The following is a 24,706-nucleotide window of genomic DNA, read 5'->3' as shown; positions in this document are numbered from 1 at the left end:
ATCATGGAGCCTGGTGGCGGCGTCGACATGGTCGTCATCGAGGGCGAGCGGCACACCACCGTGCTGCTGAGCGGGGAACTGGACCGGGCCTCGTGCCCGCACGTCCGGTCCCGGCTGCGCCCGCTGACCGGGCGCCCGCTCGTGCTGGACGTCTCCGGCGTGACGTTCTTCGACGCCGAGGGCATGCGGACGGTGTGCCGGTGCGCCCGCGCGTGCGAGGCGGAGGGCGCCGCGCTGGCACTGGTCGGCGTGCGCCCGTACGCGGCGAAGGTGTTCCGGATCCTCGGCCTGGACCGGGACGTCCCGCTGTGCGGCTCGATGGACGAGGCGCTGTGGTGCGTGCTCCCGCGCACCGACGAGGAGATCAGGGAGTGGCTGTCCGGCTGAGGTGACGCTCGACGCTCTCGACCTTGGCGTCGAGGGCCCCGGTCACGCCGGGCCGCACGTCCGCCTTCACCACCAGGCTCACCCGGGGCGCGCGGGCGGCGACGGCGTCGGTGGCGGCCTTGACCACGGCCATCACCTCGTCCCACTCCCCCTCGATCGTGGTGAACATCGCGTCGGTGCGGTTGGGCAGGCCGCTCTCGCGCACCACCCGCACCGCCTCCGCGACGAGTTCCCCGACGTCCTCCCCCGTGCCGAGCGGGGTCACCGAGAACGCGACGAGCACAGCGCACCTCCAGCCGTCCGGTCTGTCCGGTTCGTTCGATCCGTCCTCCAACGATCTCATCACGGGGAGCGGGGTGGACACGGAGAGCCGTCCGGGCTATGTTATTCTCAGACAGAGACAAACTCAAAGTGAGAACAACATCGGAGCACGGATGAGCCCGGACCCGCGGCAGGACGAGCACGACTTCCTCGCGAACTACGACCCGCGCGCCTACGACCCCGTCGCCGTGACGGTGGACGTCGTCGCGCTGACGATCCGCGACGGCGCCCTGCACGTCCTGCTCGTCCGGCGCGGCGAGGCCCCGTTCGCGGGGATGCCGGCACTGCCGGGCGGCTTCGTCCGGGCGGGCGGGCCCGGCCGGGGCGAGGACCTGCCGGACGCGGCCGTCCGCGAGCTCGCGGAAGAGACCGGCCTCGAGGCGGGCGGCGCCGAGCTGGGCCGCCTGCACCTGGAGCAGCTCGCCACCTACGGCGGGCCCGGCCGCGATCCGCGCATGCGGATCGTGTCCGTCGCCTACCTGGCGTTCGCGCCCGAGCTGCCCGACCCGCGCGCGGGCGGCGACGCGGCCGCCGCGCAGTGGACGGACGTCGCCGCGCTCGGCCTCACCGAGACCGGGGACCAGCGGCCCGGCACCACCCGCAGGCTCGCCTTCGACCACGCGCGGATCCTGTCCGACGGCCTGGAGCGGGCGCGCGGGAAGCTCGAGTACACGCCGCTCGCCACCGCGTTCTGCGGGGACGAGTTCACGATCCCCGAGCTGCGGGCCGTCTACGAGGCGGTCTGGGGCGAGGAACTGCACGCCGGCAACTTCCACCGCAAGGTCCTGTCGGTGCCCGGATTCGTGGAGAGCACCGGCGCGACGTCCGACCGGACGGCCGGGCGGCGCGGCGGGCCCCGGCCCCGCCTGTACCGGGCCGGGGACGCCCGCCTGCTGCATCCCGCGCTGCTGCGCCCCGGCCGGGAGGAGCTGATCAGATGACGCCCCTGGACGAAGCCCTGGCCGGGCTCGACGCGGCCCGCACGCCCGCCGACCTGTTCGGCTCCGACGCCGCCGAGGCCGCGCGGCGCTACCGCCGGCTGGCCCGGGCCGTCCACCCGGACGCGACCGGTGGCCGCACCCACGACGCGTTCACCCGGCTGACCGCGCTGTGGCGCGCCTACCACGGCGCCGGCGCCGCGACGATCATCGGCGGGCGGCACGCCTACCGGCTCGGCGGCGACCCGATCGGCGGCGACGTCGCCGAGCTGTACCCGGCCCGCGCGGACGGTGGGGAGCGGGTCCTGGTCAAGATGCCGCGGGACCCCCGGGACGGCGACCTGATCGAGCGGGAGGCGACGGCACTGCGGCGGCTCGCCGCGCGCGGGGAGCGACGGCACCGCGCGTACGTCCCGCACCTGGTCGAGACGTTCCGGCACCGGGACGCCGCGACGGGCGCGCGGCGGCGGGTCGACGTCCTGCGGGAGCTCGACGGCTTCCACGACCTCGCCGCCGTCCGCCGCGCGTACCCGGACGGCGTCGACCCGCGCGACGCCGCCTGGATGTGGCGCCGCCTGCTCGTCGCGCTCGGGTCCGCGCACCGCGCGGGCGTCCTGCACGGCGCCGTCCTGCCCGAGCACGTCATGATCCACCCGGAGAAGCACGGCCTGGTCCTCGTCGGCTGGTGCCACGCGGTCACCGACCCCGGCGGGCGCGTCCCGGCGATGGTCGACCGGCACGCGGACCTGTACCCGCCCGAGGTGCCCGGCCGCGGGGCCGCGACGCCCGGCACCGACCTGTTCATGGCCGCCCGCTGCATGACCGTCCTCATGGGCGACCGGGCGCCCGGCGCGATGCGCGCGTTCGCGCGGGGCTGCACGCTCCCGGCGCCGCACCGCCGCCCGTCCGACGCCTGGCGGCTGCTGGCCGAGTTCGACGACCTGCTCGAACGGCTCTACGGCCCGCGCCGCTTCCGCCCCTTCCACCTGCCCGAGACCGACTGAGGAGAGCCCCATGGGAAGCGGACACTGGTCCACCGACGTCTACGCCGCCCGCAAGAGCTACCAGGCCGCCAACGGCGTCAGCGCCTTCGCCTACAGCGACGGCGGCGCCACCACCGTCCACCCCGACCTCGACCCGCGCGGCGCCACCGTGCGCGAGAGCCGCGATTCCGACGACCACCCGGAGTCGCTGGCGATCGCCGTCCTGTTCGACGTCACCGGGTCGATGGGCACCGTCCCCCGCACCCTGCAGTCCAAGCTGCCGGACCTGCTCGGCCTGCTGCTGCGCAAGGGCTACGCCGCCGACCCGCACATCCTGTTCGGCGCCGTCGGCGACGCCACCTGCGACCGGGCCCCGCTGCAGGTCGGCCAGTTCGAGGCCGACAACCGGATGGACGACGACCTCGCCAAGATCCTCATCGAGGGCGGGGGCGGCGGCCAGCTGCGGGAGTCCTACGAGCTGGCGATGTACTTCATGGCCCGGCACACCGCCACCGACTGCTTCGACAAGCGCGGGAAGCGCGGCTACCTGTTCATGATCGGCGACGAGCTGGCCTACCCGAAGGCGCGCCGCCGCGAGATCGCGAAGATCATCGGCACCGACGTGCCCGCCGACGTCCCCGTCGCCGAACTCGTGCGCGAGCTGCGCCGCAGGTGGGACGTGTACTTCATCATCCCCGAGGGCGGCTACCACTCCGGCAAGCCCGAACTGCGCGACTTCTGGCGCGACCTGCTCGGCCAGAACGTCCTCTACCTGGACGATCTGGACGCCGTCTGCGAGACGATCGCGCTCACCGTCGGGCTCGGCGAGGACGCCATCGACCTCGCCGAGGGACTCGGCCACCTCGCCGAGTCGGGCTCGACCGCAGGCGACTCGGTGTCGCGCGCGCTGGCCCGCCTGGACGGCGCCCGCGCCCCCGCGGCCACGTCCCCGGCGCCGCCCGGCCTCGACCGCCCCGCCGCCGCCCGCACCACCCGGCTGTAGCGGGGACCGCGACGTGCTGTTCGGCGCGGAGAACGTGATCGTCGTCGACCTCGGATTCGGCGACGCCGGGAAGGGCACGGTCGTCGACCACCTGTGCGCCGCGTCCCCCGTGCACGCGGTCGTGCGGTTCAACGGCGGCGCGCAGGCGGCGCACAACGTGGTGACCCCGGACGGGCGGCACCACACGTTCGCGCAGTTCGGCTCCGGGACGTTCACGCCCGGGGTGCGGACGCACCTGTCCCGGTTCATGCTCGTCGACCCGCTCGCGCTCGCCGCCGAGGCGGGCCACCTCCGGGAGGTCGGCGTCGGCGACGCGCTCGAGCGGCTCACCGTGGACGGCGACGCACTGCTGACGACGCCCTACCACCGGGCGGCCGGACGGGCGCGCGAGCGGGCACGGGGCGCGGACCGGCACGGGTCGTGCGGGATGGGGGTCGGCGAGACCGCGTCCTACGCGCTCGCCCACGAGGACGCGCCCCGAGCGGGCGACTGCCGCTCTCCCGCGCGGCTGCGCCGCAGGCTGGCCGCCGTCCGCGAGTGGTACCTGGACACGTTCCCCGCCGGCCCCTCGGACGTCCCGGACGTCCCGGACGTCCCGGACGCGGCCGACTGCGCCGCCGCGTTCGCGGCCTTCGGCGAGCGTGTCCGCGTCGTGGACGGCGGCCACCTGCGGCGGCTCCTGGCCGGTGGGCCCGTCGTGTTCGAGGGCGCGCAGGGCGTGCTGCTGGACGAGTGGCACGGCTTCCACCCGTACACGACCTGGTCGACGACCACGTTCGGCAACGCCGAGGCGCTGCTGCGCGAGGCGGGGGGCGGCGCGGCCCGCCTCGGGGTCGTGCGGGCGTACGCGACCCGGCACGGTCCGGGTCCGTTCGTCACCGAGGACCCGGTGCTCGCCCGCGAGCTGCCGGAGCCGCACAACGGGACGGGCCCGTGGCAGGGCGCGTTCCGCGCCGGGCACCTCGACGCGGTCGCGCTGCGGTACGCGCGGGAGGTCACCGGCGGGATGGACGGCGTGGCGGTCACGCACCTGGACGTCGCGGGGGCGCGTCCCGATCTGCGCGTCTGCCACGCCTACCGCATCGGCGACGCCACCGTGCGGCGCCTCGCGCCCAACCCGGCGGGACGCCTGGACCTGCAGGAGGCCCTCACCCGGCGGCTGCTGGCGGCCCGCCCGGTGTACGCCCCGCTCGCCCGTCCGGAGGAGGCCGTCGAGGAAGCCCTCCGGGCCCCGGTGGTCCTGCGCTCGCACGGCCCGACCACGGCCGACAAGCGCACCACCGAACCCGCCACCGCTCCCTGACCACGGACCCGCCCGTCCGAAGCGGCTTCCGGCCGGCCGTCTACCGGCCGTCAGGCGGCCTGGCGGGGGCGGCTGTCGGCCGGCGGCAACGGCCGCCGTGCACAGAGGGGCGCAGGGCGCGCGGGATTCAGCGGACGACCTGGCGGACGACGATCTCGTCGAGGCGGCGCTCGACGATCGCGCCCACCGGCCAGTCGCGCACGAGGCAGCGCAGCAGCGCCGCCTCGTGCTCGGCGTTGGAGGCGTCGCAGCCCTGCTGCTGCAGGCTCGATCTGATCGCCTCCACGTAGTCGGCGCCGGTGAACCCGGGGACCTCCCGGACCATCGCGGTGGTGGTGGCACGGTGGGAGTTGAGGCCCGCGAACGAGCGGCCGCAGCCGCAGCCGCCGTCCGGGTCTCCGGTGTCGCGGGCGCACACGACGCCGATGTGGACGAGCTCGCCCTCGACGCACCAGTCGAAGTCGTTGTCGCGGAATCCCTGGGTCGAGTTCGTGGCGGTCAGCAGCTTCACAGTGCCCCCTCGGCCGGCCGTGGACGCGTCCACGGTACGACGAGGGTCCGACGTTACGCCGCGAGCCCGGCGTATCGCCACGTCCCGGGATGTGCCGCATTCCCGACAGGTAGGGCGGGCGGGACTCGAACCCGCGACCCAGAGATTATGAGTCTCCTGCTCTGACCGGCTGAGCTACCGCCCCGAGGCCTCCCCCGTGACGGCGGGGGGCGTGCCGCGAGTCATCTTAGCGGCGCGCCGTTGACGGCGGCCACCGCGATTTCCCCGATCTCCGGCCTCGTCGGTACGAGGTCGGCGATGTCATACCTCAGAGCGAGGACGGGCGCCGGTACCCGTCGGTAGGGTCCCGTCCATGTCCAGACGCATCCTCGCCCTCGTCTCCCTCCTCCTCCTCCTGCTCGGCGCGGTCGGCGCCTGCGACGGGGACGGGGCGGACGAGCCGCGGAAGGCCGACTTCGACGGCGCGCAGGTGCTGCAGCGGGCCGCGCAGGCCATGGCCGGCCTGAAGAGCACGGCGTTCACCGTGACGACGGAGGACGAGACGCCGATCATGGTGAAGGGCGGTGACCTGAAGCTGCTCCGCAACGGGGACGCCGAGGGCACGCTGACGATCGAGCAGTCCGGCCACGCCGTCGAGATGAAGGTCGTCGCGGTCGGCGACAGCATCTTCCTGGACGCGGGGACGGGCGGCTGGCGCGAGGCCCCGAAGGCGCTCGCGGCGACGATGTACGACCCGTCGGCCGTCCTGGACCCCGAGCGCGGCATCTCGAGCCTGCTGTCGTCGCTGCGGGAACCGGAGGCGGAGGCCGTCGAGGAGATCGGCGGCAAGGAGACGTACCGGGTGGCGGCCACGCTGCCGCAGGACCGCATCGGCGGCCTCATCCCCGGGATCGACGCGGACCTGCGCGGCCAGGTGTGGGTGAACAAGGACGACGGCCGGCTGGTCAAGGTCCGGGGCGCGTTCCCCGAGGGCCGGGGCGCGGTGGTCATCGAGTTCACCGAGTTCGACGCCGCGTACGAGATCAGCGCGCCGCAGTGACCGGAGCCGTGGCCGAGCGGACGGACGGGCGGGCGGGGGCGCGGCGCCGCGTCGCGATCGGCGCGGGCGGAGCGGTCGTGCTGCTCGCCGCCCTGGACGCCTACGTCGTGACGACCGTCCTGGTGACGATCGTCGACGACCTGGGCCTGCCGGTCAACCGGCTGGAGCGCGTCACCCCGATCCTGACGGGGTTCCTGCTCGGGTACGTCGCGGCGATGCCGCTGCTCGGCCAGTTGTCGGACCGGTTCGGGCGGCGCCCGCTGCTGCAGGCGTGCCTGCTGTTCTTCGCGGTGGGCTCCGTGATCACGGCGCTGGCGCAGGGCGTCCCGGTGCTGGCGGCGGGCCGGGTGGTGCAGGGCGTCGCGGGCGGTGCGCTGCTGCCGGTGACGATGGCGCTGGCCGGCGACCTGTGGGCGGAGCGGCAGCGGCCGGTGGTGCTCGGCGCGGTCGGCGCCGCGCAGGAGCTCGGCAGCGTCCTCGGCCCGCTGTACGGGATCGGCGTGGTCGCGCTGCTCGGCGACTGGCGCGCGATCTTCTGGATCAACCTGCCGCTGACGGCGCTCGCGATGATCGCCGTGCACGTCGCCGTTCCCGGCCGGGCGGTCCCGGGCGGCCGGGCGGAGGGCCCGCGGCCGGGCGTGGACGTGGTCGGCGGGCTGCTGCTGGCGGCGGGTCTGGGACTGCTGGTCGGCGGCGTCTACAACCCGGAGCCGCAGGAGTCGGCGCTGCCGCCGTGGGGGGCGCCGCTGCTGCTCGCCGGGGCGGTCGCGCTCGTCCTGTTCGTGCTGTGGGAGATCCGGGCCCGGACGCGGCTGTTCGACCTGTCGGGGGTGCGGCGCGGGCCGCTGCTGGCGACGCTGGGCGTGAGCCTGCTGTCGGGCGCGGCGCTGATGGTCACGCTGGTGGACGTCGTGCTCGTGGCGCAGACCGTCCTGGACAAGGACGAGGTCGAGGGCGCCCTGCTGCTGACGCGCTTCCTGATCGCGCTGCCGATCGCGGCCGTGGCCGGGGGGACGGCGGCGCGGCGGTTCGGGGAGCGGTGGCCGATGGCGGCGGGGATGGCGGTCTCGGCCGCCGGGTACCTGCTGATCGCGGGCTGGCCCGCCGACCTGGCGAACGCGTCGTACGGGCCGCTGCCGCGGATGGACGTCGACCTGGTGATCACCGGGCTCGGCCTCGGCCTGGTGATCGCGCCGGTGTCGTCGGCGGTGCTGCGGTTCGTCCCGGCGGCGCGGCACGGGGTGGCGTCGGCGGCCGTGGTCGTCGCGCGGATGATGGGGATGCTGCTCGGCATCTCGGCGCTGTCGGCCTGGGGTTTCCACCGGTTCCACGCGCTGACGGCCGACCTGCGGCCGCCGCTGCCGTTCACGATGTCGGACGCGGATTTCGACCGGGCGATGGAGGTCTACCTGGCCGCGGTCGAGGAGGCGCTCCGCATCGAGTACCGGGAGATCTTCCTGATCACGGCGGTGCTGTGCGCGATCGGCGCGCTGCTCGCGCTCGGCGCGGGCGGCGGTGGGCGGGACCGGGGGCGCGCCCGCGCCGTTTCGGTCACCGATGCGGAATAGTGGGCCGGATCCGGGAAACGATTCGGCCATGGCCACGTGCCGTTGAGCGATCTCGGGAATATCCTGGCAAACGATGAGCAAGGCCTCTTGCCGGGAGGACGCTCCCCGGGGAGGTGACGACAGATGCGCAGGTCCGGTTCCGGCCGGGGCGACGGACCGCACGAAGGACCGCACGAAGGACCGCAGCAGGGACCAGGGCAGGGGCCGCGGGCGATGCCGCGACGGCCGCTGCGCAGGAGATTCGGCCTGGAGCCGAACGAGCTGCGCCGTCCGGTCGACCGGGCCCAGCGGCTGCTCGGCTTCGCGCTGCTGCTGATCTTCCTCGGGGTCGCGCCACCACTCGCGCTGTGGGCGGGGGCGTCGTCCTACGCCGCCGGGAACCGTGCGGAGGAGGCCGAGCGGCGGGACCGGCACCAGGTCACCGCGACGGTCACGCGGACGGGCGACGGGACCCCCTCCAGCGACCGGTTCGTCCACGAGACCGTCCAGGCGACCTGGCCGGGCCCGGACGGCAAGCCGACCGCCGGGGCGCTGCCGAGCTGGCGGGGCGCCGAGGTCGGCGACCGGCGGGCGATCTGGGTCGACCGGGCGGGCGAGCCGACGGTGGAGCCCCGCCCGCACAGCCGGACGGTCACCGACGCGGCGTACGCGGGCACGGCGGCCGTCCTCGGCGCCGCGCTCCCGGCGGCCGTGGCGTACGGGCTCCTGCGGCGGCGCTGCGACCGGCGCCGCGACGCGCTGTGGGACGCCGACTGGGCCCGGCTGGACTCCGCCGGTCACGGCCCCCGCTCCTAGGCCCGGCCCGCCCGGACCCGGCCCGCCCGGACCCGGCACACCCGGATCCGGCGGCGCGGGACCCGACGGCGCAGGACGTCAGGACCGGGCCGACAGCCGCGCCGCGTCCAGCGCCAGGGACAGCTCCACCACGTCGCGCGGGCGCTGCAGCGAGCGGGACGTCAGCTGCTCCAGCCGCCGCAGCCGGTTGAACACCGTGTTGCGGTGGCAGTAGAGGCGGCCCGCCGTGCGCATCGCCGACCCCTCGCACTCCAGCCACGTCTCGAGGGTCTCCAGCAGGACCTCCCGGTCGGCCGCGTCGAGCCCGTCGAGCGGCCCGAGGACCTGCGTGTTCAGCAGCCCGGCCAGTTCGGGCTGGGCGGCGACGAGCGCGCCGGGCAGCCGGTCGTCCAGCCGGACGACCCGGCGCTCCCCCGGACGGCAGGTGGCCAGCGCGGTCTCGGCGAGCCAGCGGGCGCGGCCGAGCCCGGCGAGCCCGTCCACCACGGTGCTGATCCCGGCCTCGCTCGGCACCAGGTCGCGCAGCGCGGCGGCGACGTCCTGCGGCGAGCGGTCGCCGAGCGCGACGACGCCGACCTCGCCGTCGGTGCGCATCCGCCAGACGAACCGCAGCCCGTCCAGCTCCTCGGGGCGCTCGAAGCCGGGGTCGCGGCGGGCGGCGCGCAGCACCACCACGGCGTACCGTCCGCGCTCGGGCAGGTCGAGGGCGGCCGACGCGGCCTGGGCGAGCCCGCCGTCGGCGCCGCGGCCCTCCAGGAGGGCGTCCAGCAGGGCCTGCACGCGCTCGTCGCTGCGCCGCAGCATCTCCGACTCGGTGCGCCGGTACACCTCGGACGCGACCGTGGACTGCTGCTCGACCGTGTGCCAGACGGTGCTGGCGTAGCGCAGCAGGTCCGCCATCGCGTCGGGGCCCTCGTCGGAGACCTCCTCGATGAGCGCCTCCCAGACGACGCGCCCGCCGATGCGGAAGCTGCGCAGCAGCGACTCCAGCGGCATGCCCTGCTCGGCGCGGCGCCGCCCGACCCGCTCGGCCTCCGAAAGGTCGGGGCGCCGGCCGCGGGCCTCTTGTGCCCGCTGCACAATCCCGGCCTCGAGGCAGGTGCGGACCGACTCCCAGAACTCCTCGCGGGACACGAAGTCGGTGTAGAGCGGGTCCTCGGCCAGGACCTCGGCGACGAGCCGGTCGGTGAGCTCGGGGATGCGGTCGTGCATCCGGCCGACGATCGCCCGCAGCAACCGGACGCGTTCCGCCCGTGCGGCGTCCCGCCGCGGAACGTCGGCGCGTTCCACGTCGGCGGCGCCGGCGTCGGCGTCAAGAGCGGCATCGGCGCTGGTGAGCGGCATCTACGACCTCCGGTCAGGCATCTGCCGACACAGTGTCACGGATCACAGCGAAGGAACGCAAGGCAACCTTCTCGGGCTGTGCTCCGCACACAACCCGAATGCCGTTCGATTGGACGCCTGCCCCGTCTTGCCACGCGCCCGTAGACGCGCTCGCGGGGCCCGTGCTGGGGTGCCTGCCACAACACTTGGCAGGAGGAGCGCATGGCGAACGGGACCCTCGAGGTCCGTGATCTGTCGGTGAGCTACGGCCGGGCCGTCCGGGCCCTGCGCGGGGTGTCGCTGGAGGTACCGGCGGGCTCGGTCACGGCCGTCCTCGGCGCGAACGGGGCGGGCAAGACGACGCTGCTCCGGGCGATCTCGGGCACCCTCCCGTTCCACCGCGGCGCGGTGGAGTCGGGCGGCGTCCGGCTGGGCGACCGCACACTCACCGGGCTCCCCGCGGCGGCCGTCGTGGCCGCCGGGGTCGTGCAGGTACCGGAGGGCCGGCGGGTGTTCGGCCGGCTCACGGTCGAGGAGAACCTGCGGGCCGGTGCCCTCGGCGCCCGCGACCGGTCCGGGACCGCGAAGTCCCGGGCGCGCGTGCTGGAGCTGTTCCCGGTCCTGGCCGAGCGGGCCGGGCAGCGGGCGGGCCTGCTGTCGGGCGGCGAGCAGCAGATGCTCGCGATCGGCCGCGCGCTGATGGCGCGCCCGTCCGTCCTGCTGCTGGACGAGCCGACCCTCGGCCTCGCACCGCTGATGGCGGAACGGATCGCCGAGACGATCACCGAGATCAACCAGCAGGGCACCGCGATCCTGCTGATCGAGCAGAACGCGGCCCTCGCGCTGGAGCTGTCGTCGGCCGCGCACGTGCTCGAGGTCGGCGCGGTGACGCTGCACGGGCCGTCCGCCGAGCTGGCGGCCAGCGACGAGGTGCGGCGCCGCTACCTGGGCGTCGCCGACGACGACGCCGCGGAGGACGCGGCGGAGGCGGTGCGGGCGGCGGACACGGCGCCGACGCTGGAGAGGTGGGCCGGGTGAGCGAGCTGACGGTCACCGGACTCACGGTCCGGTTCGCGGGGCTGACGGCGCTGGACGGTGTCGGGTTCACCGTCGAGCCGGGCAGCGTGCACGCGATCATCGGGCCGAACGGCGCCGGGAAGTCCACCTGCTTCAACGTCCTGTCCGGCGTGTACAAGGCGACGGAGGGCAGCGTCCGCTACGGCGGGACGGAGCTGACCGCGCTGCGCCCGGACCGGATCGCGGCGCTGGGCGTCGCGCGGACGTTCCAGAACATCGCGCTGTCGCGGAACCTCACGGTCGAGAACAACCTCATGCTCGGGCGGCACCGCCTCACGAAGGCGGGGTTCGTCGCGGCCGGGCTGCGGCTGCCGGCGGCGCGACGCGAGGACGCCCGGCACCGGGCGCGGGTCCGCGACATCGCCCGCTTCGTGGGCGTCGACGAGTACCTCGCGGCGCCCGTCGCGGGTCTGTCGTACGGCGTGCAGAAGCGGCTCGAACTGGCCCGCGCGCTCGCGCTGGAGCCCAGCCTGCTGCTGCTGGACGAGCCGGTCGCCGGCATGAACGGCGGCGAGCGGGTGCGGATGGCCGAGGTGATCCGCCGCGCCCGCGCCGACCTCGGCGTCTCGATCCTGCTCGTCGAGCACGACATGGGGATGGTCATGCGGCTCGCCGACCGGGTGACCGTGCTCAACTTCGGCAAGCGCATCGCGAGCGGACCGCCGGACGAGGTGCAGCGCGACCCCGCGGTCATCCAGGCGTACCTGGGCGGTGCCCATACAGAGACCGGACCGGGCTCGCCGGCCGGCACGGAAGAGGAGAAGGCTTGAGCACCTTCATCGAGCTCGTGATCAACGGGCTCTCGATGGGGGCGGTGTACGCGCTGATCGCCCTCGGCTTCGTGATCATCTTCAAGGCCACCGAGGTGGTGAACTTCGCGCACGCCTCGCTGCTGCTCGTCGGCGGCTTCATCACGGCGAAGCTGCACGAGCAGCTCGGCTTCTGGCTCGCGCTCGCCGCGGGCATCGCGGGCGCCGCGCTGATCGGCGCGCTCGTCGAGGCGCTGGTGCTGCGGCGGGCGCGGACCGAGAACCACGCGGTGCTGGCCATCGTCACGATCGGCATCGACATCGTGCTGACGACCGAGCTGACGCGGCAGATCGGCACCGAGGTCCTGTCGATGGGCGACCCGTGGAAGAACCAGATCGTCACGATCGGCGGCGTCAGCATCGCGCAGACGCGCATCGCGGCGCTGCTGGTCGCCGCGCTGCTGATCACGGCGTTCCTGCTCGCGTTCCGCTACACCTCGTGGGGCGTGGCGATGCGGGCGGCCGCCGAGGACGGCGAGACGGCCGCGCTGATGGGCATCCGGCTGAGGCGGGTGTCGCTGACCGCGTGGGCGATCGCGGGCGGGCTGGCGGCGGTCGCGGCGCTGTTCCTCACCGTGTTCCCCACGCCCGGCCTTGACCGCAGCACCTCCTACGCCGCGATGAAGGCGTTCCCGGCCGCGATCCTCGGCGGGCTCGACTCCACGACCGGGGCGCTCGCGGGCGGCCTGATCATCGGGCTCACCGAGTCGCTCGTCACCGGCTACCAGGGCGACCTGACGTTCCTCGGCCGCGGCATCGGCGAGGTCGCCCCGTTCGTCGTGATGATCGTGATCCTGCTGATCCGTCCCGCCGGACTGTTCGGCACGAGGGAGCTGACCCGTGTCTGAGCGTCCCGCCCGCCGCATCGGCGGCCCCCTCCTCGCGACCGTCGCCGCGGCGGCCGTCCTGTTCGCCGTCCCGTTCTACCTGGACGCGTTCTGGCTGCAGACCGGCCTGTTCGCGATGTCCGCGGCGATCGGCGCGATCGGCCTGAACATGCTGACCGGCGCGACCGGCCAGCTGTCCCTCGGCCACGCGTTCTTCCTGGCGATGGGCGCCTACGGGTACGTGTACCTGGCGTCCGACTCCGACCACGAGATGATCGGGCTCGGGCTGCCGACGCCGCTGGCGTTCGTCGGCGCGATCCTGCTCGCCGGGATCGCGGGCGGCCTGTTCAGCCCGATCTCCGGACGGCTGCGCGGCACCTACCTCGGCATCGCCTCGCTCGCCCTGATCTTCATCGGGCAGCACGTGCTGTTCAACGCCGAGAGCATCACCGGCGGCTTCAACGGCCGGGACGTGCCGCCGATGGAGATCTTCGGGTTCACGTTCGCCGACAGCCCCGAGTTCGTCCTGTTCAACGTGCCGCTGGGCGCGCTGGAGCGGCTGTGGTTCCTCGGCGTCGCGCTGCTGATCCCGGCGATCTGGATCGCCCGCGGGATCCTGCGGGGCCGCCCCGGACGGGCGATGAACACGATCCGCGACCACGAGGTGGCGGCGGCGGTCATGGGCGTCCCGGTGGCCCGCTACCGCAGCGGCGTGTTCGTCCTGTCGTCGATGTACGCGGGCGCGGCGGGCGCGCTGCTGGCGCTGGCGTTCCGCCGCACCGTCCCCGAGTACTTCGGCATGTTCCTGTCCCTCGACTACCTCGCGATGATCGTCATCGGCGGTCTCGGGTCCGCCGCCGGGGCGGTGGCGGGAGCGGTGTTCGTCTCCGTTCTCCCGCAGCTCCTCACCCGCTTCGGCAACGATCTCCCGCTGGTCGCGGAGCCGGGCTCGCAGGGGGTCTCCCCCGCCGAGGCCGCCCGCATCCTGTACGGCGCCGCCGTCGTCGCCGTCGTCCTGTTCCTGCCCGGCGGACTGCTCGGGCTCTGGGCGCGGCTGCGCATGGCCGCGGCCCGGCGCCGGTCCGCCCGAACCCCCAACCGACTCAACAAAGAGGAGCAACCGGCATGAAGCGTACGGTGCGCGCCACAGCGGCGGCCGCCCTGGCGATGATCCTGCCCCTGGGCATGACGGCCTGTAGCGACAAGGCGACGGGCGGCTCCGGCGGCACCGACGCCGACGGCGTCAAGGTCGGCACCGGGGTCACCGACGACGTCATCAAGATCGGCGTCGAGACCGACCTGACCGGCGTGTACGCGCCGCTCGGCAAGAGCCTCACGCAGTCGCAGCAGATGTACATCGAGGAGGCCAACGCGGCCGGCGGCGTCTGCGGCCGCGACCTCGAGCTGGTCGTCCGCGACCACGGCTACGACGTCCAGAAGGCCGTCTCCGCCTACAGCGAGCTGCAGGGCGAGGTCATCGGCATGCCGCAGTTCGTCGGCTCGCCGATGGTGACGGCGCTCAAGCAGCGCATCGAGACCGACAAGATGTTCATCATCCCCAACGCCTGGTCGACCGCCCTGCTCGGCAGCGAGTACATCCAGGTCACCGGCACCACCTACGACGTCGACATGGTCAACGGCGTGTCGTGGCTGATGGACGAGGGGATGATCAAGAAGGGCGACAAGATCGGTCACGTGTACTTCGAGGGCGACTACGGCGAGAGCGCCCTCAACGGCTCCAAGGCCGCGGCCGAGCAGTTCGGCCTCGAGCTGGTCGAGCAGAAGATCAAGGCGACCGCGACCGACATGTCCGCGCAGGCGTCGGCGCTGGAGAGCGCCGGGGTGAAGGCGATCCTGATGAGCGCGGGCCCGCGCCAGTCGGCGTCCCTCGCGGGCATCGTCCGCAGCCGCGGCGTGGCCGCCCCGATCCTCGCCAGCAACTCGGGCTTCTCGCCGCAGCTCCTGGAGACCGAGGCCGCGCCCGCCCTGCTCAAGGGCTTCTACCTGACCAGCGCCGGGGCTCCGATCGCCTCCGAACTGCCCGCGGTCAAGAAGCTGGCGGACGCGTACAGCAAGAAGTACCCGAACCAGCCGCTCGACAACGCGGTCGTCAACGGTTACACCAACGCGGTCATCTTCGTGGACGCGCTGAAGGAGGCGTGCAAGGCCAAGGACCTGACCCGCGAGGGCCTCATCAAGGCGCACCGGGCCCGCAAGGCCTACGACACCGGCTACGGCACCCCGATGGACTTCTCCACCTGGACCGAGCCCGCCACCCGCAAGACCTACATCCTGCGGACGGACAAGGAGGCGCTCGGCGGGATGGTCGTCGAGCGTGAGGCGCAGGCCTCGGAGGCCGTGAACACCTACAAGGTCCCGGCCGGGGAGTGACCCGCTGACCCGCTGACCGAACGGCCCGTGCCCGGCCCCTGGTGGGGGCCGGGCACGGGCGTGTGCGGCGGCCCTTCGGGTCGGCGTCGGGCCTGGACGTCAGGCCGGGCGCCGGACCTCGGCGGCGAGCCGGGCGGCGATGCGGTCGAGGGCGGCGACGTCCTCGGCCGGCAGGCCGTACAGGGCGGGCGGCGGGGTGTCGAGGATGCGCTCGGCCTCCGCCGCCGCCGCGCGCCCGGCGGCGGTGGCCGTCACGAGCTTCGACCGGCGGTCGGCGGGGTTGACGGTCCGCTCCGCAAGGCCGCGGCCGACCAGGTCGTCCACCACGAGGGTGGCGTAGGGACGGTCGGTGACCAGGTCGTGGGCGAGGTCGCGCAGTGTCATCGGGTCGGGCGCGGCGGCGATGCGGCACAGTGCCTTCACCCGGAAGAAGCTCATCCCGAGCGCTTCGGTGGCCTCCCGGCGGCGATCGCCCGGCTCCAGGACGGCGAGCCGCAGGTTGCGCCAGGCTCGGGCGGCGGGATCGGACGCCGTGTCCGGCGTGGCGGTGCGCCGGGCCCCGGCGGTCGGGTGCTCGGTGGTCCGGTGCTCGGTCATCGCGTGCTCGGTCATCGGGTGCTCGCTCCGGTGCTCACTCCGGTGTTCACTGCGGTCACGGGGCGTTCGGCGGGGTCGAACAGGTCGGCGACGCGCGCCGAGCTGCGCAGCGCCCGGCGGCCGGTGGTGACCGTCCCGAGCACGAGCACGGCGGCGGAGCAGCCGACCACCACCCAGTATGCCGGGCGGGCGGCCGCCGCGAAGGCGTCCGCGGCGAACGTCCCGGAGGTACCGGCGGCGAGCACGGCGCCGATGACGGCGACGCCGAGGGCCTGCCCGATCTGCCTGCTGGTGGAGGTGACGGCGGCGGCGACGCCGGCCTGGGCGCGCGGCATCCCGGACACGGCCGTGTTCGTGATCGGCGAGTTGAGCATGCCGAACCCGACGCCGAACAGCACGTACGCGGTGAACAGCACGGCGAGGTGTTCCTGCGCGCCGGCGAGCGCGAACAGCAGGCCGCTGGCGAGCATCGTCGCCCCGGAGATCAGCAGTGGCGGGCGCGGGCCGCGGGCCGCGACGATGCGTCCCGACAGCGCGGAGCACACGGCCGTCATCACGGCCATCGGCAGCAGGTAGAGCCCGGCGTGCAGCGCGGACAGCCCGCGCACGTTCTGCAGGTAGATCGTGTTGATGAACAGGAACCCGGCGAACCCCGCGCAGCCGGTGATCGCGATGAGCGTCGCGCCGGAGAACGGGACGCTGCGGAAGAAGCGCGGGTCGATCAGCGGTTCGGGGACGCGGCGCGCGTTCCAGGCGAACGTGCCGAGCGCGCCGGCGGCGACCGCGACGCAGCCGAGCACGGCGGGGTGGGTCCAGCCGAGACCGGGGCCCTCGATGATCGCGAACGTCGTCCCGCCGAGCAGCAGGATCATCATGCACTGGCCGACCGGGTCCGGGCGGCGCGGGCGCTCGGCGCGCGACTCGGGAACGAACAGCGCGGTGAGCACGAGCGCGGCCAGCGCGATCGGCACGTTCAGCCAGAAGATCGCGCGCCAGCCGACGGAGTCGACCAGCAGCCCGCCGACGAGCGGCCCGAGCGCCATGCCGAGCCCGACGACCGCGCCCCACACGCCGATGGCGCGGGCCCGCTCGCGCGGCTCGGTGAACACGTTCGTGATGATCGACATCGCGACGGGGTTGAGCATCGAGCCGCCGACCGCCTGGACGACGCGGGCGGCGACGAGCCAGCCGAGGGACGGCGCCAGGCTGCACAGCACCGAACCGAGCGCGAACACGGCGAGGCCGGTCTGGAAGGTGCGGCGGCGGCCGAGCCGGTCGCCGGCCGCCCCGGACATGATCAGCAGCGAGGCGAGCACGATCAGGTAGGCGTCGATCGCCCACTGCAGCCCGGACAGCGAGGTGTCGAACTCGCGCTGGAGGGTGGGCAGCGCGACGTTCAGGATGGTGTTGTCCAGGCTGACGATCAGCAGGCTCATGGAGCAGATCGCCAGGATCAGCAGCTTCCGGCGGGGACCGGGTTCGGTCACGACCCTCCGATCGTTGTACGCCTATAATTATTTTAAGCGTACAACAATCCTGCGGGCACCCCGGACGGGACCCGGTCCCGGCGGGTCACCCCAGCGCGGCGGGGGTCCGGGCGCGGGCGGCCGGGACGACCAGCGGCGTTCCCGTCTCGGGGCAGTCGATCACCCGGCAGGGCAGCCCGAACACCTCCTCGACGAGGTCGGCCGTGACGACGTCGGCGGGCACGCCCTCCGCGACGATCCGCCCCTCCCGCATCGCGAGCATGTGGGTGGCGTAGCGGGACGCGTGGTTCAGGTCGTGCAGGACGGCGACGACCGTGCGCCCTTCCTCGTGCAGGCTCGCGCACAGGTCGAGGATCTCGATCTGGTGCGCGATGTCCAGGTACGTGGTGGGCTCGTCCAGCAGCAGCAGGGGCGTCTGCTGGGCCAGCGCCATCGCGATCCACACGCGCTGCCGCTGCCCGCCCGACAGCTCGTCCACGCTGCGGTCCGCCAGCGTCTCGACGCCCGTCGCGGCCATCGACTCCCCGACGACCCGCTCGTCCTCCTTCGACCACTGCCGCAGCAACCCCTGGTGCGGGTACCGGCCGCGCGCGACGAGGTCGGCGACCGAGATGCCCTCCGGCGCGATCGACGACTGGGGCAGCAGCCCGAGCGTGCGCGCGAGCTTCTTGGCGGGCCACCCCGCGATCGGCTCGCCGTCCAGGACGACCGACCCGGCGGACGGCTTCAGGATGCGGGCGAGCGCCCGCAGCAGCGTCGACTTGCCGCACGCGTTCGGGCCGACGATCACGGTGAACGAACCGTCCGGGACGGCGACGTCGAGGTCGCGCGTGATGGTGCGCTTGTCGTAGGCGAGCGTGAGCCCGCTGCCGGAGAGCCGCGCGTCCTCGCCTGGTGGAAGGCGGTCCTTCATCTCAAATCCGTCCCCTCTTGCGTTCGGCCACCAGGAGCCAGACCAGGTATCCGCCGCCGAGCAGCCCGGTCACGACGCCGACCGGGAGCTGGCGGCCCGGGAAGGCGTTCTGCGCGATCCAGTCGGCGGCCACCAGCAGCGCGGCGCCCATGCACGCCGCGGGCAGCAGCCCGGGACCGGTCGCCCGGGTCAGCCGGCGGGCGAGCTGCGGCGCGGTCAGCGCCACGAACGCCACCGGACCGGCCGCCGCGGCGGCCAGCGCCGTCAGCAGCACCGCGGCGACCAGCATGAGCAGCCGGGCCCGCTCGATCGGGACGCCGAGCCCGTGCGCGGCGTCGTCCCCGAGTTCCAGCATCCGCAGCGCCCGCCCGCAGCCGGCCGCCACCAGCGGCCCGAGCACGGCCAGCGCGACCAGGACGGGCGCCGCGTCCGCCCACTCGCGGCCGTCCAGGCTGCCGGTCAGCCACAGCACCGCGCGGGCGGCCTCGGTGATGTGCGCCTGGGTGAGCAGGTAGCCGTTGACACCGGTCAGGATCGCGGCCGTCCCGATGCCGACGAGGATGAGCCGCTGCCCGTGCGCGCCGTGCCGTCCGGCCACCGCATAGATCAGCAGCCCGGTCGCGATCCCGCCCGCGGCCGCGCCGGACGCGACCGCCGCGCCGCCGCCCCCGGCCAGCACGATCATGACGAGCACGCCGGTGGACGCGCCCGAGGTGAAACCGAGGATGTCGGGGCTGCCGAGCGGGTTGCGGGTGAGCGACTGGAAGATCGCGCCGCCGAGCCCGAGCGCGGCGCCGACGGCCAGGCCCGTCACCACCCGCGGGAGCCGGATCTCGTTGACGATCAGCGACTCGGCGGGAGCGCCCCGGCCGAGCAGCGTGCGGATCACCTCGGCGGGCGTCATCGGGAAGTCGCCGGTGCCGATCAGCAGCACCGCGACCGCCAGCGCGACGGCGGCGCAGCCGACCGCGACGGCGAGCGCGCGCGGCTGGAACCGCAGCGAGACGCCCCCGGGCGCGCGCAGCACCGCCGTCCGCGCCCCCCGGCCCGTCACGCGGTCACCTTCCGCGACCGGTGCGGGCGGCGGACGAAGTAGAGGAACACCGGGCCGCCCGCGACCGCCATCACGACGCCGACCTGCAGCTCCGAGGGCCGCACGACGACCCGTCCGAGCACGTCCGCCGCCAGCATCAGCGCCGGGGACAGCAGCGCGCAGTACGGCAGCAGCCAGCGCAGATCGGGCCCGGTCAGGGCCCGGACGAGGTGCGGCACCATCAGCCCCACGAAGACGATCGGCCCGCACGCCGCCGTCGCGGCGCCGCACAGCAGCGTCACCGTGACGATCGCGGCGCCCCGGGCGCGCGCGGGCCGCGCGCCGAGCGCGCGCGCCGCGTCCTCGCCCATCGCCAGAGCGTTCAGGGGCCTGGCCAGGAGCAGCGCCATGACGAGCCCGGCGGCGACGAACGGCGCGACCCGCACGACGGTGTAGTCCTGCGCGGCGGCGAGCGACCCGACCGTCCAGAAGCGCATGCGGTCCAGCGACGCGGTGTCGAGGAGCTGGACGGCGTTGACGTAGGAGAACAGGGCCGCGTTCAGCCCGGACCCGGCGAGCGCCAGCCGCGCCGGGGTGGCGCCGCGCCCGCCGCCGACCGCGTACAGCAGGACGGCGACGATCCCGGCGCCCGCGAACGCGAACCACACGAAACCGGTGAACGAGGTGACGCCGAGGAACGAGATCGCCGACACGACGACGGCGGCGGCGCCCGCGTTGATGCCGAGGATGCCGGGGTCGGCCAGCGGGTTGCGGGTGAGCGCCTGCATCACCGCGCCGGCGAGCCCCAGGGCCGTCCCGGCGAGCAGCCCCAGCAGCGTGCGCGGCAGGCGCATCTCGTGGACGACCGGGTAGGCGTCCGAGGCCGGGTCGATGAGACCGTTCCAAGCCTCGCCGAGCGACAGCGGTTTGGCGCCGACCGCCAGGCTCAGCAGCGCGATCATCAGGAGCAGGACCGCCGCGCCCGCGAGCCCGGCGCCCCGCGCGGAACGCCGCGTCCCCTTCGGCGGAGCCGCCGCGGCGGGCGGGGACTGCGTCAACGTCACGGTCGATCTCCGGGGACGGCGGGACGCTGAGCAGGCCCCACTCTATGAACAACGGCTTAGGTTAGGTTAACCTAAGCCGCTGACCGCGCAATACGGCCATCGTAGTTGATTGAGAGCAAAATCCCACATGTCTGTTCTTTCTGCCCGTCAGATCACCCGCCGCGGCTTCCTGGGGGCGAGCGGCGCCGTCGCGCTCGGCGCCGTCCTGGCCGCCTGCGGCGGTGACGGCGGCGGAAGCGCCGCCGCGGGCGGCGGCGCCTGGTCCTTCACCGACGACCGCGGGAAGAAGGTCGAGCTGGACGCCCGCCCGACGCGCGTGGTCGGCTACGTCGGGACGGCCGCGGCCCTCTACGACTTCGGCGTCGACGAGCCGCTCGTCGGAGTGTTCGGCCCCACCAAGCTCGAGGACGGCTCCCCCGACCCGCAGGCCGGCGAGCTCCCGGTGGACCGCCTGGAGATCATCGGCAACGCCTTCGGCGAGTTCAACATCGAGAAGTACGCCGCGCTGCGCCCCGAACTCCTCGTCGGCAACATGTTCGTCGAGGGCGAGCTGTTCTACGTCCCGCCCGAGAGCGCGGACAAGATCTACGCGCTCGCGCCGAGCGCCGCCGTCTCGACCGGCGCCGTCACGCTCACCGAGCCGCTCCGGCGCATGGGCGAGCTGGCCGCCGCGCTCGGCGCCGACCTGAACGCCCCCAAGGTCACCGAAGCCAAGGCCCGGTTCGACAAGGCCGCCGAGTCGGTGCGCGCCGCCGTCGAGGCCAACAAGGGCCTCAAGGTGCTCGCCGCGTCCGCGAGCCCCGACCTCTTCTACGCGTCCGGTCCCGCCAAGAACAGCGACCTCATCTACTTCAAGGAGCTGGGCGTCGAGCTCATCACGCCCGACAAGCTCGACCAGAACGGGTTCTTCGAGGAGCTGAGCTGGGAGAACGCCGGCCGCTACCACGCCGACCTGATCATGCTGGACAGCCGCACCCAGGCCCTCCGGCCGGAGGCCCTCGGCGGCAAGGCCACCTGGCAGGACCTGCCCGCCGTCAAGGCCGGCCAGGTCATCCCGTGGGAGGCCGAGCCCCGCTTCTCCCACCTGGGCTGCGCGCCGATCCTCGAGAACCTGGCCAAGGCCATCGAATCCGCCGAGAAGACCGGCTGAGAGGTTCCGTCTTGACGACTCCCACGCACCCCTACGGCCTGTTCGACCTGCACGTCCTGCGCTCCGAACGGCTCGGCCCGTCCATGGTGCGGGTGACCCTGGGCGGCCCGGAGCTGGACGGCTTCGTCTCCGCCGGGCGCGACCAGCGCGTCAAGCTCTTCTTCCCGCACCCGCACCAGGACGCGCCCGTCATGCCGGCGAACGGGACGGCCGAGACCTGGTTCGACGACTGGCGCGCGATGGACCCCGCCGAGCGCGGCATCATGCGCTCCTACACCGTCCGCGAGCAGCGTCCCGGCGAGCTGGACATCGACTTCGCCCTGCACATGGACGGCGGCTCCGGCCCCGCCGCCGCCTGGGCCGCCGCCGCCGCGCCCGGCGCCCGCCTCACCGTCCTCGGCCCCACCGGCCCCGACAACGGCGGCTACGACTTCCGCCCGCCCGAGGGCGCGCCCGTCGTCATCGCCGGGGACCTCACCGCCCTCCCCGCCATCGCCGGCAACCTCGCCTGGCTGCCCGCCGGCACCCCGGCGCGGGTCTTCGTCCACGTCCCGCACGCCGAGGACCGCCAGGACCTCCCCACCAAGGCCGACGCCGAGGTCACCTGGGTCACCGACCTGCTCGGCGCCGTCCGCGCCGCCGAGATCCCGGACGGCGCCTACGCGTGGATCGCCGGCGAGTCCTCGGTCGTCAAGGCCCTGCGCCGCCACCTGGTGAACGAGCGCGGCGTCCACCGCCGCTCGGTCGCCTTCTGCGGCTACTGGCGGCGCGGCGCCAGCGAGGAGGACCTGCTCGCCGAGTACCAGGCCGGCAAGGACCCCTACACCGAGGAGTGAGCCCCGGATCCGGCCCATGACCGGACGATCTGCGCGTGCGACAACGGCACGCGCAGATCCCCGACGTCCCCGTTCACCGTGTAGTCGAGCAGCACGACGTCCCCCATCCCCCGCACCCGCTCGACGAGCCCGTCCAGCCGGTTCTCCAGCACCCACCGGTACGTCGGCAGGTAGATCTCCCGGCGCGCCCGCTCGTACGGCACCAGTTCGTCCCCCAGCCGGTGCCCGAGCACCGGCCCGTGCTTGCGCACCGTCCGCTTGATCCCCTTCATCGACGTGATCCGGAACCGGGCCGGATCGACGTCGTCCCCCTCGAACACCTTCAGCCCCTGCCAGACGCCCTCCACCGACTCGCTGAACACCCCGTCCATCCCCGGCACGGGAATGCCCCCATGCGGCCAGAACGGGCTGAACCGCACCCAGGGCTCGGGCGCCTTCGACGTCACGTCCAGGACGGCCGCCCCCGGAAACTCGGCCTCCAGCGACTTCGCCCCGCGCCGCCGGCCCGCCACCCAGATCACCATCCGGCCACCGTCCCACTCGCCTCTGACAACCCCACTCGCCTCTGACAGCATGGCGGCGTGAGATGGAGCACGCCTTGAGTTTCGGCCTGGCCGTCCTCGCCATGGACGAGTCGGCCGACGCGACGGCCGCACGGGCGCGCTACGAGCGCTGCACCACCGGAGACCACGTCGAAGGCGATCTGGACGAACGCGTGGTCGCCTTCTACGAGGAGCTGCGCGCGCGCTTCCCGGACCACCCGCCGTACGCCGAGCCGTCCCCGTGGGCGTCGACACCCCTGAGCGTCGGCATCGACCACGTGATCATGAACCTGTCGTCCGGAGCGGCGGGCGACGCCGCGCTGCGAGCCGTCCTCGAACTCGCGGCCGTCCACCGGCTGCTCATCTGGGACCCGCAGTCCGGGGACGCCCACCCGCCCGGCGCCCTCGCGTGATCGGCGGTTCTCCCGTCCGGTCGTGCCGCGGCGTGGCGCGGCGGGACGCGGCGAGGGCGGGCGAGCGGTACGGGGCTTCGCGGGCGTTGTGGCTATGCGTCGACGTCCTGTCCACCGGGATCGCCGGCCATCGCGGCGTGCAGGATGCCGCGGAAGGTCGGGCATTCGGTGTGCCGGGGCGCGGGGCAGGCGGCGGCGTGGCGGAGGGTGTCGCGCAGGACGTCGAGTTCCGCGATCTTCCGGTCGAGTTCGTCGGCCTTCGCGGTGAGCATCGCGCGGTCGATGTCGGGGCGCCCGTCCGGGCCGAACATGCGGGCGATCTCGTCCAGGGTGAAGCCCGCGGCACGGCCGAGGGCGATGAGGGCGAGGCGTTCCAGCACGCCGGGGTCGAACTGGCGGCGCAGGCCCCGCCGCCCGGACGAGGCGATCAGGCCTCTGCTTTCGTAGTACCGCAGGGTCGAGGCGGGGACGCCGGCGCGCCGTGACACCTCGGCGATGTCCAGTTCGCTCATCTTGACCTCAAGTCGACTTCAAGTAGGACGATGGCGGCAACGGAACGCGAAGTCAAGGAGGCGGACGTGGGAGAAGAGACCGACCAGGCGTCGCACTGGAACAAGAGCGCCGGGCAGGCGTGGGTCGAGACCCAGGGGCTGGTGGACGAGCTGTTCAAGCCCATCGAGGACCTGCTCGTCGAGTCGGTTCCGGCCGGGGGCCGGGTGCTCGACGTGGGGTGCGGGACGGGCGCGACGACCGTGGCCGCGGCGCGGCGTTCGGACAGCGTGGGGATCGACATCTCGGAGCCGATGATCGAGGCGGCGCGGGCCCGCGCGGAGCGGGCGGGCGTCACGGCGCGGTTCGTCCGCGCCGACGCGGAGGACCACGCGTTCGAACCCGGATCCTTCGACGCCGTCATGTCGCGTTTCGGCGTCATGTTCTTCGGCGACCCCGTGAAGGCGTTCGCGAACCTGCGGCGCGCCACCCGGGACGGGGGCGCGCTGCGGCTCGTGGTGTGGCGCGGGGCGGAGGAGAACCCGTTCATGACGACGGCCGAGCGCGCGGCGGCGCCGCTGCTGCCGAACCTTCCGGAGCGGCGACCGGACGCCCCCGGGCAGTTCGCCTTCGCCGACGACGGCAAGGTCCGGGCGGTCCTGGAGGACGGCGGCTGGGGCGACATCGGCGTCCGGCCTCTCGACGTGGACTGCGTCATGCCCGAGAAGGAGCTCGTCACCTACCTCACCCGCTTCGGTCCGGTGGGGCTGGCTTTGCCGGACGCGGACGAACGGACGCGCGGGAAGGTCGTCGAAGCGGTCCGGCCCGCGTTCGACTCCTACGTGCACGGGGACGAGGTCCGGTTCACCGCGGCCCTCTGGACGATCACCGCACGGGCCGCCTGAGC

General features: G+C 74.1%; 27 protein-coding genes and 1 tRNA gene. 17 read left to right on the top strand and 11 right to left on the bottom strand.

Annotation, left to right across the window (positions count from 1 at the left end):
* Positions 1-3 precede the first annotated feature (3 nt).
* Entirely contained in the window at positions 4-387 is a 384-nt protein-coding gene (locus tag F7P10_RS35960; RefSeq protein ID WP_151016524.1) for an STAS domain-containing protein, read from the top strand.
* Here F7P10_RS35960 and F7P10_RS35955 read toward each other — a convergent pair.
* Complete coding sequence (locus tag F7P10_RS35955; protein ID WP_151016523.1) at positions 365-670, bottom strand: MTH1187 family thiamine-binding protein; 306 nt, start codon at positions 668-670, stop codon at positions 365-367. The two genes, F7P10_RS35960 and F7P10_RS35955, sit on opposite strands and share 23 nt — an antisense overlap.
* Before the next feature lie 151 nt (positions 671-821).
* On the opposite strand from F7P10_RS35955, the gene F7P10_RS35950 reads away from it, so the two are divergent.
* Genes F7P10_RS35950 through F7P10_RS35935 form a run of 4 tightly spaced genes read left to right on the top strand, consistent with a single transcriptional unit; the run spans position 822 to position 4,935 of the window.
* Positions 822-1,649, top strand: a complete 828-nt coding sequence (locus tag F7P10_RS35950; protein ID WP_151016522.1) for an NUDIX domain-containing protein — start codon at positions 822-824, stop codon at positions 1,647-1,649.
* The gene (locus F7P10_RS35945) at positions 1,646-2,650 is read left to right on the top strand and encodes a molecular chaperone DnaJ (RefSeq protein WP_151016521.1); all 1,005 of its coding nucleotides are present in this window, start codon (positions 1,646-1,648) and stop codon (positions 2,648-2,650) included. The genes F7P10_RS35950 and F7P10_RS35945 overlap by 4 nt, the downstream gene beginning before the upstream one ends.
* A 10-nt stretch (positions 2,651-2,660) precedes the next feature.
* Positions 2,661-3,632 (top strand): hypothetical protein, encoded by a 972-nt coding sequence (locus F7P10_RS35940; RefSeq protein WP_151016520.1) that lies wholly within the window; start codon positions 2,661-2,663, stop codon positions 3,630-3,632.
* 13 nt (positions 3,633-3,645) lie between these two features.
* A complete protein-coding gene (locus tag F7P10_RS35935) occupies positions 3,646-4,935 on the top strand; it encodes an adenylosuccinate synthetase (protein ID WP_254716197.1) in 1,290 nt (429 codons plus the stop codon).
* A 127-nt stretch (positions 4,936-5,062) separates the two neighbouring features.
* Here the strand turns inward: F7P10_RS35935 and F7P10_RS35930 are convergent, their stop codons facing one another.
* Together F7P10_RS35930 and F7P10_RS35925 are read right to left on the bottom strand one after the other, a co-directional pair.
* Positions 5,063-5,446 (bottom strand): hypothetical protein, encoded by a 384-nt coding sequence (locus tag F7P10_RS35930; protein WP_151016519.1) that lies wholly within the window; start codon positions 5,444-5,446, stop codon positions 5,063-5,065.
* A gap of 110 nt (positions 5,447-5,556) precedes the next feature.
* A tRNA-Ile gene (locus F7P10_RS35925) sits at positions 5,557-5,630 on the bottom strand.
* Between the two features lie 168 nt (positions 5,631-5,798).
* Here F7P10_RS35925 and F7P10_RS35920 point away from each other — a divergent pair.
* From F7P10_RS35920 to F7P10_RS35910, 3 genes are all read left to right on the top strand, one after another.
* Complete coding sequence (locus F7P10_RS35920; RefSeq protein WP_151016518.1) at positions 5,799-6,485, top strand: LppX_LprAFG lipoprotein; 687 nt, start codon at positions 5,799-5,801, stop codon at positions 6,483-6,485.
* Complete coding sequence (locus F7P10_RS35915; protein ID WP_151016517.1) at positions 6,482-8,053, top strand: MFS transporter; 1,572 nt, start codon at positions 6,482-6,484, stop codon at positions 8,051-8,053. Before F7P10_RS35920 ends, F7P10_RS35915 begins: the two co-directional genes overlap by 4 nt.
* 213 nt (positions 8,054-8,266) lie before the next feature.
* Complete coding sequence (locus F7P10_RS35910) at positions 8,267-8,848, top strand: hypothetical protein (protein ID WP_151016516.1); 582 nt, start codon at positions 8,267-8,269, stop codon at positions 8,846-8,848.
* Positions 8,849-8,926: 78 nt separating this feature from the next.
* Here the strand turns inward: F7P10_RS35910 and F7P10_RS35905 are convergent, their stop codons facing one another.
* Positions 8,927-10,192 carry a CdaR family transcriptional regulator gene (locus tag F7P10_RS35905; protein WP_218040236.1) on the bottom strand — a complete coding sequence of 422 codons (1,266 nt, stop codon included), beginning with the start codon at positions 10,190-10,192 and terminating at the stop codon, positions 8,927-8,929.
* A gap of 201 nt (positions 10,193-10,393) precedes the next feature.
* Between F7P10_RS35905 and F7P10_RS35900 the strand changes: the two genes are divergently transcribed.
* The 5 genes from F7P10_RS35900 to F7P10_RS35880 are packed head-to-tail and all read left to right on the top strand — an operon-like array spanning position 10,394 to position 15,275.
* On the top strand, positions 10,394-11,209 hold the full coding sequence (locus tag F7P10_RS35900; protein WP_151016515.1) for an ABC transporter ATP-binding protein: 816 nt from the start codon (positions 10,394-10,396) through the stop codon (positions 11,207-11,209).
* A complete protein-coding gene (locus F7P10_RS35895; RefSeq protein WP_151016514.1) occupies positions 11,206-12,018 on the top strand; it encodes an ABC transporter ATP-binding protein in 813 nt (270 codons plus the stop codon). The genes F7P10_RS35900 and F7P10_RS35895 overlap by 4 nt, the downstream gene beginning before the upstream one ends.
* The gene (locus F7P10_RS35890; RefSeq protein ID WP_151016513.1) at positions 12,015-12,905 is read left to right on the top strand and encodes a branched-chain amino acid ABC transporter permease; all 891 of its coding nucleotides are present in this window, start codon (positions 12,015-12,017) and stop codon (positions 12,903-12,905) included. Before F7P10_RS35895 ends, F7P10_RS35890 begins: the two co-directional genes overlap by 4 nt.
* On the top strand, positions 12,898-14,013 hold the full coding sequence (locus F7P10_RS35885; protein ID WP_254716196.1) for a branched-chain amino acid ABC transporter permease: 1,116 nt from the start codon (positions 12,898-12,900) through the stop codon (positions 14,011-14,013). Before F7P10_RS35890 ends, F7P10_RS35885 begins: the two co-directional genes overlap by 8 nt.
* A complete protein-coding gene (locus F7P10_RS35880; protein WP_151016512.1) occupies positions 14,010-15,275 on the top strand; it encodes an ABC transporter substrate-binding protein in 1,266 nt (421 codons plus the stop codon). Before F7P10_RS35885 ends, F7P10_RS35880 begins: the two co-directional genes overlap by 4 nt.
* A 99-nt stretch (positions 15,276-15,374) precedes the next feature.
* Here F7P10_RS35880 and F7P10_RS35875 read toward each other — a convergent pair whose 3' ends face one another.
* The 5 genes from F7P10_RS35875 to F7P10_RS35855 all read right to left on the bottom strand — a co-directional run bounded on the left by F7P10_RS35875 (position 15,375) and on the right by F7P10_RS35855 (position 20,369).
* Positions 15,375-15,887, bottom strand: a complete 513-nt coding sequence (locus F7P10_RS35875) for a MarR family winged helix-turn-helix transcriptional regulator (protein WP_254716195.1) — start codon at positions 15,885-15,887, stop codon at positions 15,375-15,377.
* Complete coding sequence (locus F7P10_RS35870) at positions 15,884-17,359, bottom strand: MFS transporter (protein WP_254716194.1); 1,476 nt, start codon at positions 17,357-17,359, stop codon at positions 15,884-15,886. The genes F7P10_RS35875 and F7P10_RS35870 overlap by 4 nt, the downstream gene beginning before the upstream one ends.
* A gap of 85 nt (positions 17,360-17,444) precedes the next feature.
* On the bottom strand, positions 17,445-18,272 hold the full coding sequence (locus F7P10_RS35865) for an ABC transporter ATP-binding protein (RefSeq protein ID WP_151016511.1): 828 nt from the start codon (positions 18,270-18,272) through the stop codon (positions 17,445-17,447).
* Between the two features lies 1 nt (position 18,273).
* Complete coding sequence (locus F7P10_RS35860) at positions 18,274-19,326, bottom strand: iron chelate uptake ABC transporter family permease subunit (protein ID WP_151016510.1); 1,053 nt, start codon at positions 19,324-19,326, stop codon at positions 18,274-18,276.
* Positions 19,323-20,369 (bottom strand): iron ABC transporter permease, encoded by a 1,047-nt coding sequence (locus F7P10_RS35855; protein ID WP_151016509.1) that lies wholly within the window; start codon positions 20,367-20,369, stop codon positions 19,323-19,325. The genes F7P10_RS35860 and F7P10_RS35855 overlap by 4 nt, the downstream gene beginning before the upstream one ends.
* A gap of 127 nt (positions 20,370-20,496) precedes the next feature.
* On the opposite strand from F7P10_RS35855, the gene F7P10_RS35850 reads away from it, so the two are divergent.
* Together F7P10_RS35850 and F7P10_RS35845 are read left to right on the top strand one after the other, a co-directional pair.
* Positions 20,497-21,519: an ABC transporter substrate-binding protein gene (locus F7P10_RS35850; RefSeq protein WP_151016508.1), complete on the top strand. Its 1,023-nt coding sequence runs from the start codon at positions 20,497-20,499 to the stop codon at positions 21,517-21,519.
* 11 nt (positions 21,520-21,530) lie between these two features.
* Positions 21,531-22,355, top strand: coding sequence for a siderophore-interacting protein (locus F7P10_RS35845; protein ID WP_151016507.1), 825 nt, complete (start codon positions 21,531-21,533; stop codon positions 22,353-22,355).
* Here the strand turns inward: F7P10_RS35845 and F7P10_RS35840 are convergent.
* Positions 22,340-22,879 carry a hypothetical protein gene (locus F7P10_RS35840; RefSeq protein WP_151016506.1) on the bottom strand — a complete coding sequence of 180 codons (540 nt, stop codon included), beginning with the start codon at positions 22,877-22,879 and terminating at the stop codon, positions 22,340-22,342. The genes F7P10_RS35845 and F7P10_RS35840 overlap by 16 nt on opposite strands.
* A gap of 74 nt (positions 22,880-22,953) precedes the next feature.
* On the opposite strand from F7P10_RS35840, the gene F7P10_RS35835 reads away from it, so the two are divergent.
* Positions 22,954-23,310 carry a hypothetical protein gene (locus F7P10_RS35835; RefSeq protein WP_218040235.1) on the top strand — a complete coding sequence of 119 codons (357 nt, stop codon included), beginning with the start codon at positions 22,954-22,956 and terminating at the stop codon, positions 23,308-23,310.
* A 92-nt stretch (positions 23,311-23,402) separates the two neighbouring features.
* Here the strand turns inward: F7P10_RS35835 and F7P10_RS35830 are convergent, their stop codons facing one another.
* A complete protein-coding gene (locus tag F7P10_RS35830; RefSeq protein WP_151016504.1) occupies positions 23,403-23,822 on the bottom strand; it encodes a helix-turn-helix domain-containing protein in 420 nt (139 codons plus the stop codon).
* 66 nt (positions 23,823-23,888) lie between these two features.
* Between F7P10_RS35830 and F7P10_RS35825 the strand changes: the two genes are divergently transcribed.
* Positions 23,889-24,704, top strand: coding sequence for a class I SAM-dependent methyltransferase (locus F7P10_RS35825; RefSeq protein ID WP_218040234.1), 816 nt, complete (start codon positions 23,889-23,891; stop codon positions 24,702-24,704).
* Positions 24,705-24,706 lie beyond the last annotated feature (2 nt).

This window comes from Actinomadura sp. WMMB 499 (assembly GCF_008824145.1).
Classification (GTDB): domain Bacteria; phylum Actinomycetota; class Actinomycetes; order Streptosporangiales; family Streptosporangiaceae; genus Spirillospora.
The sequence above is the reverse complement of the archived record's forward strand: the minus strand, read 5'-3'. Positions and strand labels throughout refer to the sequence as shown.